The following is a 12,664-nucleotide window of genomic DNA, read 5'->3' on the forward strand; positions in this document are numbered from 1 at the left end:
CTAGTAGAACACCTGGAGAAGGGACCGACATGATCCGCGCCATCTGGAACGACACCATCATCGCCGAGGCCGAAAACACCGAGAAGGTCGAGGGCAACCACTACTTCCCGCCCGAGAGCGTCAAAAGCGAGTACCTGCGCCCGAGCGAGCACCACACGCGATGCTTCTGGAAGGGCATCGCGTCCTACTACGATCTCCTCGTCGATGGGCAGACCGGCAGCAACCTGGCCTGGTACTACCCCGAGCCGATGCGCAAGGCTCGCCATATCGCCGACCATGTCGCGTTCTACCCGCAAGTGACCATCACCGTGGACTAGCTGCCAGGTAGGGGCTCGAATCCCGGGGCGCCCGCCGACGAGTGCGCGAAGAACGACACGCATTTCGCGCGGAGCTGTCGTAGTTCGCACACTCGCGCCGAAGGCAGCACGGCAACAGGCGGGCGGCACAGCCGCTGCACGGCACTAGAGTGGACGCCGTGACCGACCTATCCCAGCGCGCGCCCGGCCGGGCAAGCAGCACGCCCGGAGGATCCCATGCCTGTTGACCGCCACCTGCCCACGCGCGAGGCGCATGACCTCATTGAGCTCGTTCGCGATGTCGCCGCGCGCGAGATCGATCCGATCGTCGCCGGGCACGAGAAGCACGAGACCTATCCCGAGGGCCTGTTCGCCACGCTCGGCGAGCTCGGGCTGCTCAGCCTGCCCTACCCGGAGGACCTCGGCGGCGGCGGTCAGCCCTACGAGGTGTACCTGCAGGTCCTCGAGGAGCTCGGGGCACGCTGGGCGGCCGTGGCGGTGGCGGTCAGCGTGCATGGCCTCTCCTGCTACGCCATGGCCACCCGAGGAACGGCTGAGCAGCAGCAGCGCTCGCTCCCCGGCATGCTCGGTGGCGACCTGATCGGCGCGTACAGCCTCTCGGAGGCCCACGCGGGCTCCGACGCCGCAGCGCTGCGCTGCCGAGCGACCCCCGCCGATGGCGGCTACACGATCAGCGGCAGCAAGGCGTGGATCACCCACGGCGGGCGCGCGGACTTCTACACCTTGTTCGCCCGCACGGGCGAGGGCTCGCGCGGCGTCAGCTGCTTCCACGTGCCCGCTAACACCCCGGGATTGTCGTTCGGCAAGCCCGAGGACAAGCTCGGGCTGCGCGCGGTCCCCACAACGGCGGCGTTCTACGACTCGGCGTTCGTGCCGGGCGAGCATCGTATCGGCGACGAGGGCGAGGGCCTGGCGCTCGCGTTCAGCGCGCTCGACTCCGGTCGGCTCGGCATCGCTGCCGTCGCCACGGGACTGGCGCAGCGGGCCCTCGATGACGCGGTCGCCTACGCCAAGGAGCGGGAAGCCTTCGGCAAGGCCATCATCGACCACCAGGGCCTCGGCTTCCTCCTCGCCGACATGGCCGCTGCCATCGGCTCGGCCCGCGCGACGTACCTCGACGCGGCGCGGCGTCGCGATGCGGGGCTGCCCTACTCACAGCAGGCATCGATCGCCAAGCTCATCGCCACCGATGCGGCGATGAAGGTCACCACCGATGCGGTGCAGGTCCTCGGCGGCTACGGCTACACCGGCGACTTCCCTGTGGAGCGCTACATGCGCGAGGCGAAGGTGATGCAGATCTTCGAGGGGACGAACCAGATCCAGCGCCTCGTCATCTCCCGGCATCTCGCGCGCTAGCAACCCACCCTGATCACATCACGAAAGCGAGATTGTCGAGGATCGTGGTGGCAAGCTCTTCATCGCCCTCGACGCTGATCCGGTCACGGTGATCCGCCGCGCGCACGCGCCCCGCTGCAAGGCGCGCCAGCAGTCCCGCTCCAAGCGTGATCGCCACGGTCGGAGGCCCGTCGTGGGCATCGACGTGCCGGGCCTTGTCCCCCACCTCGATGTGGATCGCCCGCTCGACGGGGGACGTCGTGGTGATGGTGATCGTGGAGCCGCGTGGTGCGCGCGCCTTGCGCCCCACGGCGTAGGGCAGGCCCGCGGCGATGACGTCGAGCGAGATCGTGCCGCGCAGCCCGCCCTCGTCGCCGGGCAGTCCGGCACTGTCGCGCAGATCGAGCTCATGCATCCAGCAGTCGAACAGCCGGATCCGCATGAATCCGCCATACGTGGTGGGACCGGTCGGCCCGAACGAGGGCTGCTCCCACTGGTCAGCGGAGAGCTCCCGCAGCGCCTTGGCACGCCGAGCCATGACCGAGCCGAACAGCTCGCGCATGCGCTCGGGGCTGTCATCTCGCAGATGGTCGATCCACTGCTCGTTGATCGCGGCGATGTCGTTGTGCACATGGGGCCGCTCGCGCGGATCCGACGCGGGCGCGGGCGCCTGCTCGCCGAGCAGCATCAGCTCGGTGCCAATCATGTGGGAAACGATGTCCTGCACCCGCCAGCCCGGCAGGATCGACGCCTCTGCCCATTGCGGTCCCGGGATCTCGCGCAGCAATCCGCCGAGCACCTCCCACTGCTCGATCAGCGCGGGAACAACCTCGTCCTGGGCGGGCGTCGTGGGCACGGGTCTCCTCCCCGCACGCCGGGCGGCATGCGATTCCTCTTGCTGGAGGGCTTATCGCGCCTCCATCGGTTCTTGCTGCCAGTATCGCTGCCAAGGGAGCGCATCCCGCAGCAACGCGCCGGGCGGCACCGCCGTCCGGCGCGGTTCGCTCGCGGGATGCTGCTAGCGGGCGCCTACTTGTCCTTGTCCTTGTCCTCGGCCGACCGCGACCCGGCGCCACCCTTCTTGCGCTCCTGGGCCTCGACCTCTTCCTCCGACGGGAACTGCTGGGTGAGGATGCGCGCGCCCTTGCCCGCGGAGTTCGTCGCGATGTCGGTGGCACCCTTGATGATCTTGCCGATGCCACCGGAGACGTTGCCCCGCAGCATGTCAGTGCTTCCATCGACGATCTGGCCAGCCTTGTCCAGGGAGGTCTGGGCAATGTGCTTCATCGCGTCGACAGTATTCGTGGGTTGCGGGCGTTCCTTCTCTTCCTCGGCCATCACTGGCCTCCAATCCAATCTCGCGGAGCAGTCCGCGCCGCGCGGACCTATTGACGAGTACCCGCGCGTGCTATCGCATAAACGTTGGGGCGGCCACCGCTCCGGCTCGCGCGCTTTCGATCCCGAACCGGCGGGCGCGACAGGTGTTCTCGACGTAGGGTCGTTCCCATGGGCAGCAATCCAGTCACCAAGAAGTCCCCAGTTGTCGAGCCGCTCGCGGGGTGCTCGCCCCCTGGCTGGCTGTCGGATCCGGATCGGTTGGCCACTGTCGCCGCCGCGGAACCGCCCGCGTTCCCGCCCGAGGAGTACGAGGACCGGTTGCGGCGCGTGCGCGAGGCCATGGCCGACAACGGCCTCGATGCCCTCGTGGTGTCGCGCCCGTCCGCGGTGGAGTACCTGTGCGGCTACTTCTCCGCGGAGACGCTTGCGCAGCCGATGTTCGTCACCGCGCACGAGCTGGTGCTGTTCGTGCCGGACTTCGAGGTGGGACGGGCGGTGGCGAGCTCGATGGCACCCATCGTGCGGTACTTCCGGTACGCCACCGCGCACACCGCGTACGCGGCGGTGGCGGAGTTCATCGCGCACGGGGTCGGCAACGGTCGTGTCGGGGCTGATTCGCGCACACCGATCAGTGTCATCGATGTGCTGCGCGATGCCGACTGCGATGTCGAGCCCGGCTCCGATGTCGTCGACGCGGTGCGGATCGTGATGTCCCCTGCCGAGATCGAGTGCGTGCGCATCGCCGGTGAATCCACGGAGCGGGGCGTGCAGGCGGCCTATGCAGCGGCCGCGAGGCCGGGCGCGACGGATGCTTCGGTGGCGGCGGCGATCAGTGCCGCGCTGGTGGAGCAGGCTAACTCGCGATCGGCGTGGCAGATCGTCGTCGCGACGGGCAACCGGGCATCGATCCCGCACTCGACGTGGCGCGGGATGCCACTGGTCGAGGGATCGACCTTCCTGGAGTTCGCCGGCACCCATCACCGCTATCACGCGCCGATCATGCGGACTGTCTGCCTGGGCGCTCCGTCTCCGCTGGTGACAAGGCTGGCGGGACTGGCCCAGGAGTATGTCGCCGGGGTCCTCGAGACGGCGCGCGCGGGAGCACCGTGCGACGAGGTGGCGCGCACGGTCGGTGGCCAGCTCGGGGCGCTGCCCGAGGGCGTGGTGTTCCATGACTTGTTCGGCTACCCGGTGGGCCTCGCGCATCCACCGCACTGGATGGACAGCGTGCCGTTCAACATCACCGTCGACAACCCGGAGCCACTGCGCGAGGGCATGGTCTTCCATATGCCTGGTTCGTTCCGGTCGATCGGTGAGGCGGGCGTGGGACTATCGCACACGTTCGCGATCACCGCATCGGGCACGGATGTGCTCACCCAGGGCTCCGCGGAGATGATGCAGCTCTAGGTCGCTGGCCCCGGTGCCGGTAGCGATATCGCGCGGTCCGCGATAGCGGCGAGCAGCGCGCTGTCATGGCTGATCAGCAGGACGCCCATGCCGTGGCCGCGCGCGCGGTCGACCAGTGTCCGGGCGAGGGTGGCGGCGGTGGCGGGGTCGAGCATCGCGGTGGCCTCGTCGCACACCAGGTAGCGGGGCTGCTGGACCAGGGCGCGGGCGAGGCATGCGCGCTGCAGCTGCCCGTCGCTTACTTCGCGGGGGTACCGATCAAGCAGATCGATGGTCAGGCCTGCTGCCTCGGCGATCTCCTCGATCATTCCCGGTTTCCGGGGCCCGCGCGGGGCCCGGATGCGTTGTGGCTCGCCGATGATGCGGCGCAGGGTGTGCCGGGGGTTGGTGGCGCTTCGCGGTGCTTGGAAGAGCATCGCTAGCGAGCCCCTCGGCGCTGATCGCACGTCGCGCCCGTCGAGGCTGACGCTTCCGCGGCGCGGGGCGTGCAGGCCGACCATGGCGCGGGCGAGGGTGGTCTTTCCGCTGCCCGAGGGGCCGCCGAGGCCCACGATCTCCCCGGGCGCGATGTCGATGCTGATGTCGTCGAGCACGGGGGTGCCGGGATAGTCGACAGCGAGGTGCCGCGCGGACCACATCAGGAGGTCCTTCGCCGCACGGAGCGGTCGCCGGTCGCGATCAGCGCCGTCGGGCCGCCAGATTGCCGTGTCCGAGGATCGCGGAGGTGGTAGACGCATTCCTCGGGCAGGTCGGTGAGGCTGACGGGCTTGCCCGGCAGCGGGCGCAGTCCTCGCTCGGGCAGCGCGGCGAGCAGGCCGCGTGTGTAGTCATGCCAGGGGTCGGCCAGCACGTCCGTGGCGGGGCCCTCTTCCATGATCCGGGAGGCATGCATCACGGCGATGCGGTCTGCCACTCCGTCGCGATGCAGGGCAGCGAGATCGTGGCTGATCAGCAGGATCGTTGTGCCGCTGTCCGCGAGCCCGCGCAGCAGCTGGTGGGTGTCGCGGGCGAGCGCGGGGTCGAGCTGGGAGGTGGGCTCGTCGGCGATCAGCACGGCGGGGCCCCCGGCAAGGGCGGCGGCGATCGCGGCGCGCTGGGCCTGCCCCCCGGAGAGCTCGTGCGGATACCGGTGCAGCAGTTCCGGGGGCAGGCCCGCGCGCTCGGCGAGATCCCGGGCGTCGTGGCTGCCGCCGAGCTCGGTGATGGTCTCGCGGATCTGGGAGCCGACGGTGCGGACGGGCGTGAAGCTCGTCGCCGGGGATTGCGGGACGAGACCGATATCGATGCCCCGCCGGCACCGTGGCGAGAGCACGTCGGTCACCCCGCTGGGGGTGGCTAGCCGCGCGGTGCCGGTGGTGCGGGCGGACGGTGGCAGCAGTCGCATCAATGCCGCGGCGAGCATGGACTTTCCGCAGCCAGACTCGCCGATCAGCGCTGTCACGGTGCCCGGGCGCAGATCCAGGGTGATCCCGGAGAGGGCGTGGACGGTGCGGCCATCGCGCATCGGGATGCGGACGGTGAGATCGTCGACGGCGAGCACGGGGCGCGCGAGAGGTGCCGTCGCCGCGGGCCGGTGCGTGGCAGGCCCGGCCACTCGGGTCGCTGGGCTCATCGCAGGACCTCCTCGCGGTGATGGAGATGGTGCGCCCGGCCCAGGCGGGAACTGGCGAGGGCAAGGGCGATGGTGGTGAGCACGAGCATCCCGGCGGGAAAGGCGAGGGTCCACCAGGAACCGAGAAGGATCGCATCGCGCGAGGCAGCCAGCAGGGTGCCGAGGCTGGGCTGGTGCGGGGGCAGCCCGAGGCCGAGGAACGACAAGGTGGATTCGTGCCATACGGCGTGCGGCAGCAGCAGGGTGGTGGCGACGAGCGCCTGGCCGAGCACGCCGGGAACGATGTGCTGGACGAGGATGTGCCGGTGCCCGGCTCCGGCGAGGCGAGCGGCGGTGATGTAGTCGTGCTCGCGCAGCACCAGCGCCTCGGATCGGGTGATGCGGGCGACGAGCACCCAGTGCGTGAGGCCGATCGACAAGATGATCGCGGCGATGTTGCCGCGGAACATCGCGACGATGACGATGCCGAGGATCAGGTGCGGCAGAGCATTGGTGGCGTCAGCGAGGCGCATCACGATGCGATCGGTGACGCCCCCGGCGAGCGCAGAGGCGGTCCCGATGAGCAGGCCGATGCCAGTGGCGAGCAGCGCTGCCGCGGCCGCGATGACCAGCGACACGCGCAATGCGGCGGCTACCTGGGCGAAGAGGTCGCGGCCGAGGCTGTCGGTGCCGAACGGATGCGATGGCGATGGAGCCTGCCCGGCGCGGGCGAGGTCGACGGCCAGCGCCTCGGGACCAGCGATCCACGGCACGAGGACGGCGTAGGCGATGATCATGGCCAGGATGCCCGTGCCGAGAACGGGCGCGGAAGGCATCGCGGGCCTAGCCATCGGCGCGCACCCTGGGATCGGCGACGAGGTAGGCGATGTCGGCGAGCAGGGAGCCGAGCAGCACCGCGAGCGTCGTGGCAATGGTCAGCAGCGCGAGCAACGGCAGGTCGAGGTGCTGGGCGGAGGTGACGAGCGCGGCGGCGATGCCCGGCCAGGAGAACACTTCCTCCACCAGGACCGCGCCGACGATCAGCTCGGGCAGGCGTGCGCCGAGGATGGTCAGGACCGGGGCGAGGGACGCGGGCAGCACATGCCCGGTGATGATGCGACGCTCGCTGATGCCGCGTGCTCGTGCCCCGGCGACGAAGTCCGAGGACAGGCTCGCGCTGATGGATTCGCGGGCGGCGAGCAGCAGCCACGGCATCTGGCTGATCGCGAGCACGCTGGCGGGCAGCACGAGGTGGCGGACGACCTGGCCGAGCGACGGCTCGGCTCCGGCGTCAGTGAGCCCGGCCGGGGGCAGCCAGCCCAGCGCGAGGGCGAACACCGCGATGGCGGCGAGCGCCAGCACGAACGGTGGCATCGCCTGCACCGCAAGCGTGATCGTCGTAATGATGCGGTCGATGGTGCTGCCGGGACGGATCCCGGCCCAGGTGCCGAGCAGCAGCGCCACGGGGATCGCGACGAGCATCGAGGTGGTCACGAGCAGCACTGTCCAGGGCAGCCTCTCGGCCAGTACGTCGATCACCGGCTGGTGGAAGGCGCGGGAGTAGCCGAGGTCGCCCTGCGCGAGGTCGGACAGCCACCACCAGTAGGCGGTATGCCAGGGGGCGTCGAGGCCGAGCGTGGCGGTGATGGCAGCCTTTGCCTCCTCGCTGGCGGTCAGGTAGCGGTTGCCGAGGTACGCGGCGAGCGGATCGAACGGCGATGCGGCGGCCGCGGCGAACAGGGCTGCGGATACGACGATGGTGACGACCGGGAACAGGGCGAGCCTGCGCGCGATCATGCGTCCGGCTCCGCGCTCCCGCAGGCGCCGACCGCGGGCCGGAAGCGGTTCGATCATCCTCTCCCTGGTGGTCATCGTGGCGTCCAGGACTCGACCGACCACCAGGGGCCCCACAGAGCTCCGTGGGAGTGGGGCTCGAGAATCGGGTCGCTCGTGCTCCAGCCGTCGGTGCGGGCGAGGTAGGTGTGGTCGAGGAAGACGAGGAACACGTAGCCGGGGTCCTCGACGTAGTGCTGCTGGGCCGCGCGGTAGGCGGCATCCCGCTCGTCCGGGTCCGTCACGCGGCGGGCCTGGTCGAGCAAGGCGTCGATGCGCGGGTCGGCATGGCGGCTGGCGTTGTCGAACGCGCTGCCCACACCTGGGTCGAGATAGCGCGAGTGCCAGGTGGCGTAGAGCTGGGTGTCGGGGTCGTAGGGCTCCTCGCCGCCTCCGAGCAGGATCGCGTCGTCCTCGATGCGAGGGGTGATGCGGTCCCACGGCAGTGCCTCGAGCGGGACCTCGATGCCGATCCGGCGCGCATCGGCGGCAAACGCCTGGGCGAGGTCGCGCCGCACGAGATCGGCGGGGTTGTACAGGACGGTGAAGGTGGCCCGCTGGCCGTCCTTCGCGCGGATGCCATCGCCGCCCGTGCGCCAACCGGCTTCGTCGAGCAGCGCTCGGGCCTGGTCGGGGGCGTGGTCGAACACGGCGTCTCGCGCGTGTGCCTCCCCCGCCTCGGGCGGCATCGGGGTGTGGGCGGGGCGGCCGTGGCCTCCGAGCAAGGTGGTGATCATGGCGTCGCGGTCCACGGCGAGGTTGAGGGCGCGGCGAATGGCGGTATCGCCGGTAACTGGGTCGCCCGAGGGCATGGAGACCCCGCGCCAGTCCGCTGAGGGGGCGGCGACCAGCTCCATGCCGGTGCGCTCGGCATAGCGCTGCGCGAGCAGCGGCGGCAGTGGCGCGCCGTCGAGTTCGCCGGCGGCTAGGCGCAGGGCCCGGGCGTTGTCATCAGGGACCGAGAGCACGGTGATCTGCTCGACCGCCGGCGGGCCATCCCAGTAGCCGGGGTTCGCGCGCAGCACGGCTCGGTCGGGCCGCAGCGCGGCGAGCTCGTAGGGGCCGGTGCCCACGGGCTCGGTGTTGAGCGCGGACTCGGCGGCGGGCTGGCCGGGGACGATGCGCTCGGAGGGAACGATGCCGAGCAGCAGCTTCACGGGGAACGCGGCGAAGGGATGGTCGAGGGTGAAGCGCACCTTCTGCTCGTCGAGTGCCTCGATGCGGTTGATCATGCTGTAGGCGGAGGCGATCTCGGAGGCGCTCTCGGGGTCGAGGATCGCCTGGTAGGTCGCGACGACGTCGGTGGCGTCGAGTGCCGTGCCATCGGTAAAGGAGACGCCCTCGCGGAGGGTGATCGTCCACAGGGTGCCGGTGGCGTCGCTGGTGGGCATCGTTGCGGCCAAGGCGGGCTCGAGACCGTCGGTGGTGTGGCGGAGCAGTCCGTCATAGAGCTTCGAGGCCCCGACCGGGGCGTAGCCGGCGATGGGGTTGTAGCCGCCTGGAGCGCTGGAATCCGCGAGGATCAGCCCGTCTGGTTCCTCGCTGGTGGCCCCGGGGGTGGTGCAGGCGGCGAGGACTGGCGCGAGCGTGGTCGCCATCAGTACTGCGATGGCGTTGCGCGTGCTCGGCAGCCCCACGATATATCCTCTCATCTGTTCAGATGTTCATATGTCATGGTAGTGCTGGACAGTGCGGGAACGATAGGGCCAGCACGGAAAACCATCTGGACATGCATCGAGCCCCCCGCATGAATGCGGGGGGCTCGATTTCTAACGAACTACCTCAAAGTTTGGGGTGTTCCTCAGAGGGGGCGAACCGCGATGGCCTGCTGGCCCTTGGGGCTCTGGCCGATCTCGAACTCGACTCGCTGGTTCTCCTCGAGCGAACGGAAACCGTTCGACTGGATCTCCGAGTAGTGGACGAATACGTCAGCGGAACCATCCTCGGGAGCGATGAAGCCGAAGCCCTTCTCCGAGTTGAACCACTTGACTGTGCCCTGCGCCATGATACTTCTCTCTCTTACCGGAAATGATGGGTAGACGTTCCAGCCCATCAGGCCGGTTGAGATCACAAGAGCTTGCGAGTCTTACTGGTGAAGAACGCTTGGTACATACTCTGTGACCGCAACATTGATCTCGAGCACGCACGAAACGAACACCGAAAACTACGACCGGGATTAAGTAGAGCACATCGTGGGCCGAAGCGCCAGTGCTTGGCCCACATTGCTTCTCGCGGGCGCGCCCAGCACGGACCCATCGGTCCCTCCGTCGGCCATGCAGGGTAGTAATGGATGGATGCGCCCCTCCGTCTCCCCCGTGCGACGCGCCACCGCCGTGCTCACGATCATCGCCTCCGCGGCCACTCTCGCCTCGTGCTCCACCAGCGACGATCCAGCCCCGGGCAGCGATGCCAGCAGCGAGCAGCCAGCGGTCACGCTTCCCGACACCGCCGCCGGGCAGCAGATGGCCTGGTTCCTCTCGGTCGCGGCCAGCCCACCGATCAGCGAGACCGATCTCCGCGAGCGCTTCACCGAGGACTTCCTCGCCAACGTCTCCGCCGACGAGCTCAACTCCACCCTCGAGCAGTTCGGTGGGTTCACCCCCGAATCGATCGCCTCGGACGAGCCCGACGAGCTCGTCATCGTCGCGCGGGCCAACGGCGAGCGCCTCAACCTCGCGGTGGCGGTCAACGACGCCGGGAAGATCGCGGGGCTCACCATCTCCCCTGCCGACCCCGAGATGCCCGCGCCTCCCACGAGCTGGGACGACCTCGACGACCGCCTCGATGGGATCGCCCCGGAATCCGCGTTCCTCGCCGCGCGCATGGACGACGATGGATCCTGCACCACAGTCCATGAGCGCGCCGCGAGCGAGGTGGTGCCGATCGCCTCGGTGTTCAAGATCTTCGTCCTTGATGCCGTCGCCCAGGCCCTCGGCGAGGGGACCATCTCCCCCGATACCACCATGACCGTGCGGGACGCGACCAAGAGCTGGCCAACGGGCGTCCTGCAGGACGAGGCCGACGGCACCGCGGTCACTGTCACCGAGGCGACGGAACTGATGATGGCGCTCAGTGACAACACCGCGACCGACCTGCTCATCGAGCTCGTTGGCCGCGAGGCCGTGGAGGAATCGTTCGCCCGCATCACTGGCGATCCGGGTAGCAATGCGCCGCTGCTGAACACGCGGGAGATGTTCATCCTCAAGGCCGTTGACTATCCCGCGCTCGCCGACGAGTACTCCGCGCTCGACAGCGAGGCCGCCAAGCGGGACTTCATCGAGAACACGGTCGCGAGCACTGACCTGCCGCCCGTCAGCGCCGTATCCGACTGGACGACCCCGCGCCACGTCGACGAGATCGAATGGTCCGTGGCGCTCGATGATCTGTGCAACGCCTACGCCGCGCTCGCCGAGCACGAGGAGCCGCTCGTCGAGGGCGCGCTCTCGCGCAATGATGGCGGGATCGGCCTCGACCTGCAGCAATGGCCCACCGTTTGGTTCAAGGGTGGTTCGGAGCCGGGCGTGCTCGCGCTGTCCTACCGGGCGGTCGATAGCGACGGGCAAGCGGTGTTCGTGGCGCTCGTCAGCGAGGATCCCGGCCTCGACATCAGCGATCCCGAGGCGACGGGCGGCCAGATCCAGGACGCGCTGTCGATCACCAAGGGCGGGCTCGGCCTGCTGCGGGACTAGCCAGGTGCGCGACTAGGGGCCCCGGCCGAACAGCATGCCGTGATAGTCCACATCGCGCGGCGCGAGCCGACCGACCTGCTCGGATACGCGCCGCGTCCCCGCCGCGGAGATCTCGCGATCGCCAGCGCGGCCGGCGATCTCCTCGAGGCGGGCGTCGAGCAGCTCGCCGTCGGCGCTTCCTGGCATGCGCCCCGCCCGCACGGCTTCGTCGACGTCGAGCAGCGCGGCGACGCGGGCGGCGATCTCCCGCCAGATCGGTGCGAGCTGCCGGGTCCGGGCGCGCTGCGCCTCGCGCTCCGTGGCCGTGCTCGCCGCGACGAGCGAGTCCGTGAGGTCCGCGCGCAGCCGGGCCGCCGCGACGGCATCGATGCTGATCGCGGTCAGCTCGCCGGCCAGATCGAGCTGGGCGCGCAGCGGCGCCATCGTCGCAGATAGCCACGCGCCGGAGCTGCTGATGCCCGCGCATGCCACACCGGCGAGGTGCATCAGCACTTCTGACTCGTCGGCGAATCGCCGATCGTCGTGCTCGTCGATGTCGAGGCGATCCCGGATGGCGCGGGCGAGTGGTTCCCAGCGGCTCGCCTGGTCGAGCTTGCGGGCCTGCTGCGCGAGGACGGCCCGGGCTGTCCGATCCGCGAGCAGCGGGGCGGGTGTCGCGAGCAGCGCATCGAAGATCTCGTCGCGCTGCTCGATGGCGAGATATGTCCCTTCCTTGCGCTCGCGCCGGACCTCGCGCACCGACGCGGGGTAGTGACCGCGCGCGAGGGTGAACCGCGCCCGGGCCTCGCGCAGCTGGCGATCGAGGGAGCGTGCCTGGCGCGCGAGGACGAGCCGCGCGGGGCCGGGCGCCAATGACTCCGCACGCGTGGCGAGAGCGGCATGGAGGTCGCTGGCCTGGCGGAGCCTGGCGAACCCGCCGGCAGAAGGGATGCTCGCCCCGGAGCGCAGGCGCTGGATGAACGCCTCGCGGGTCGCTGAGGAGAGGCGCCCGGCCGCGAGGAACAGCGCGGGCCCATCGTCGAGCGAGGGGATGGACGGGGGCAGCCGTCGGCAGCCGGACCAGGCGAGCACCCATCGGGTCGCATCCGGCTCCGGCCCGCGGGGCCCGGGCTCGCGGTGGTAGCACCATCCTGGATCGTCGCGCATGCTCCTCA

At 69.9% G+C, this 12,664-nt stretch carries 13 protein-coding genes; 4 read left to right on the forward strand and 9 right to left on the reverse strand.

Annotation, left to right across the window (positions count from 1 at the left end; genetic code table 11):
* Positions 1 to 29: 29 nt before the first annotated feature.
* Together FXO18_RS02480 and FXO18_RS02485 are read left to right on the forward strand one after the other, a co-directional pair.
* Positions 30 to 317: a DUF427 domain-containing protein gene (locus FXO18_RS02480; RefSeq protein WP_149359476.1), complete on the forward strand. Its 288-nt coding sequence runs from the start codon at positions 30 to 32 to the stop codon at positions 315 to 317.
* A 216-nt stretch (positions 318 to 533) separates the two neighbouring features.
* Positions 534 to 1,673, forward strand: coding sequence for an acyl-CoA dehydrogenase family protein (locus tag FXO18_RS02485; RefSeq protein ID WP_149359477.1), 1,140 nt, complete (start codon positions 534 to 536; stop codon positions 1,671 to 1,673).
* Positions 1,674 to 1,686: 13 nt separating this feature from the next.
* On the opposite strand, the gene FXO18_RS02490 is transcribed toward FXO18_RS02485, so the two are convergent.
* Together FXO18_RS02490 and FXO18_RS02495 are read right to left on the reverse strand one after the other, a co-directional pair.
* Positions 1,687 to 2,508 (reverse strand): maleylpyruvate isomerase family mycothiol-dependent enzyme, encoded by an 822-nt coding sequence (locus FXO18_RS02490; protein ID WP_149359478.1) that lies wholly within the window; start codon positions 2,506 to 2,508, stop codon positions 1,687 to 1,689.
* A gap of 173 nt (positions 2,509 to 2,681) precedes the next feature.
* Complete coding sequence (locus FXO18_RS02495; protein WP_456237244.1) at positions 2,682 to 2,990, reverse strand: Rv1893 family protein; 309 nt, start codon at positions 2,988 to 2,990, stop codon at positions 2,682 to 2,684.
* 168 nt (positions 2,991 to 3,158) lie between these two features.
* On the opposite strand from FXO18_RS02495, the gene FXO18_RS02500 reads away from it, so the two are divergent.
* Positions 3,159 to 4,397: a M24 family metallopeptidase gene (locus tag FXO18_RS02500; RefSeq protein ID WP_149359480.1), complete on the forward strand. Its 1,239-nt coding sequence runs from the start codon at positions 3,159 to 3,161 to the stop codon at positions 4,395 to 4,397.
* Here FXO18_RS02500 and FXO18_RS02505 read toward each other — a convergent pair.
* The 6 genes from FXO18_RS02505 to FXO18_RS02530 form a co-directional block, all read right to left on the reverse strand.
* The gene (locus FXO18_RS02505; protein ID WP_149359481.1) at positions 4,394 to 5,035 is read right to left on the reverse strand and encodes an ABC transporter ATP-binding protein; all 642 of its coding nucleotides are present in this window, start codon (positions 5,033 to 5,035) and stop codon (positions 4,394 to 4,396) included. The genes FXO18_RS02500 and FXO18_RS02505 overlap by 4 nt on opposite strands.
* On the reverse strand, positions 5,035 to 5,901 hold the full coding sequence (locus tag FXO18_RS02510; RefSeq protein WP_235900469.1) for an ATP-binding cassette domain-containing protein: 867 nt from the start codon (positions 5,899 to 5,901) through the stop codon (positions 5,035 to 5,037). Before FXO18_RS02510 ends, FXO18_RS02505 begins: the two co-directional genes overlap by 1 nt.
* Before the next feature lie 104 nt (positions 5,902 to 6,005).
* Entirely contained in the window at positions 6,006 to 6,839 is an 834-nt protein-coding gene (locus FXO18_RS02515; RefSeq protein ID WP_235900399.1) for an ABC transporter permease, read from the reverse strand.
* Complete coding sequence (locus FXO18_RS02520; RefSeq protein WP_407936418.1) at positions 6,832 to 7,842, reverse strand: ABC transporter permease; 1,011 nt, start codon at positions 7,840 to 7,842, stop codon at positions 6,832 to 6,834. The genes FXO18_RS02515 and FXO18_RS02520 overlap by 8 nt, the downstream gene beginning before the upstream one ends.
* Before the next feature lie 14 nt (positions 7,843 to 7,856).
* Complete coding sequence (locus FXO18_RS02525; RefSeq protein ID WP_235900400.1) at positions 7,857 to 9,473, reverse strand: ABC transporter substrate-binding protein; 1,617 nt, start codon at positions 9,471 to 9,473, stop codon at positions 7,857 to 7,859.
* A 149-nt stretch (positions 9,474 to 9,622) separates the two neighbouring features.
* Positions 9,623 to 9,826 (reverse strand): cold-shock protein, encoded by a 204-nt coding sequence (locus FXO18_RS02530; RefSeq protein ID WP_149359483.1) that lies wholly within the window; start codon positions 9,824 to 9,826, stop codon positions 9,623 to 9,625.
* Positions 9,827 to 10,115: 289 nt separating this feature from the next.
* Here FXO18_RS02530 and FXO18_RS02535 point away from each other — a divergent pair, with 289 nt between their 5' ends.
* Positions 10,116 to 11,510 carry a serine hydrolase gene (locus FXO18_RS02535; RefSeq protein WP_149359484.1) on the forward strand — a complete coding sequence of 465 codons (1,395 nt, stop codon included), beginning with the start codon at positions 10,116 to 10,118 and terminating at the stop codon, positions 11,508 to 11,510.
* Between the two features lie 12 nt (positions 11,511 to 11,522).
* Here FXO18_RS02535 and FXO18_RS02540 read toward each other — a convergent pair whose 3' ends face one another.
* Positions 11,523 to 12,656: a hypothetical protein gene (locus tag FXO18_RS02540; protein WP_149359485.1), complete on the reverse strand. Its 1,134-nt coding sequence runs from the start codon at positions 12,654 to 12,656 to the stop codon at positions 11,523 to 11,525.
* Between the last annotated feature and the right edge of the window lie 8 nt (positions 12,657 to 12,664).

Source organism: Lolliginicoccus suaedae, from assembly GCF_008312885.1.
GTDB classification, from domain to species: Bacteria; Actinomycetota; Actinomycetes; order Mycobacteriales; family Mycobacteriaceae; genus Lolliginicoccus; species Lolliginicoccus suaedae.

What these genes read in the sequence shown, in the direction of transcription:
- FXO18_RS02480 (WP_149359476.1), top strand. Translation starts at nt 30, where the DNA reads ATGATCCGCGCCATCTGGAACGACACCATCATCGCCGAGGCCGAAAAC.
- FXO18_RS02485 (WP_149359477.1), top strand. Translation starts at nt 534, where the DNA reads ATGCCTGTTGACCGCCACCTGCCCACGCGCGAGGCGCATGACCTCATT.
- FXO18_RS02495 (WP_456237244.1), bottom strand. Translation starts at nt 2,990, where the DNA reads ATGGCCGAGGAAGAGAAGGAACGCCCGCAACCCACGAATACTGTCGAC.
- FXO18_RS02500 (WP_149359480.1), top strand. Translation starts at nt 3,159, where the DNA reads ATGGGCAGCAATCCAGTCACCAAGAAGTCCCCAGTTGTCGAGCCGCTC.
- FXO18_RS02505 (WP_149359481.1), bottom strand. Translation starts at nt 5,035, where the DNA reads ATGTGGTCCGCGCGGCACCTCGCTGTCGACTATCCCGGCACCCCCGTG.
- FXO18_RS02510 (WP_235900469.1), bottom strand. Translation starts at nt 5,901, where the DNA reads ATGCGCGATGGCCGCACCGTCCACGCCCTCTCCGGGATCACCCTGGAT.
- FXO18_RS02515 (WP_235900399.1), bottom strand. Translation starts at nt 6,839, where the DNA reads ATGGCTAGGCCCGCGATGCCTTCCGCGCCCGTTCTCGGCACGGGCATC.
- FXO18_RS02520 (WP_407936418.1), bottom strand. Translation starts at nt 7,842, where the DNA reads ATGATCGAACCGCTTCCGGCCCGCGGTCGGCGCCTGCGGGAGCGCGGA.
- FXO18_RS02525 (WP_235900400.1), bottom strand. Translation starts at nt 9,473, where the DNA reads ATGAGAGGATATATCGTGGGGCTGCCGAGCACGCGCAACGCCATCGCA.
- FXO18_RS02530 (WP_149359483.1), bottom strand. Translation starts at nt 9,826, where the DNA reads ATGGCGCAGGGCACAGTCAAGTGGTTCAACTCGGAGAAGGGCTTCGGC.
- FXO18_RS02535 (WP_149359484.1), top strand. Translation starts at nt 10,116, where the DNA reads ATGCGCCCCTCCGTCTCCCCCGTGCGACGCGCCACCGCCGTGCTCACG.
- FXO18_RS02540 (WP_149359485.1), bottom strand. Translation starts at nt 12,656, where the DNA reads ATGCGCGACGATCCAGGATGGTGCTACCACCGCGAGCCCGGGCCCCGC.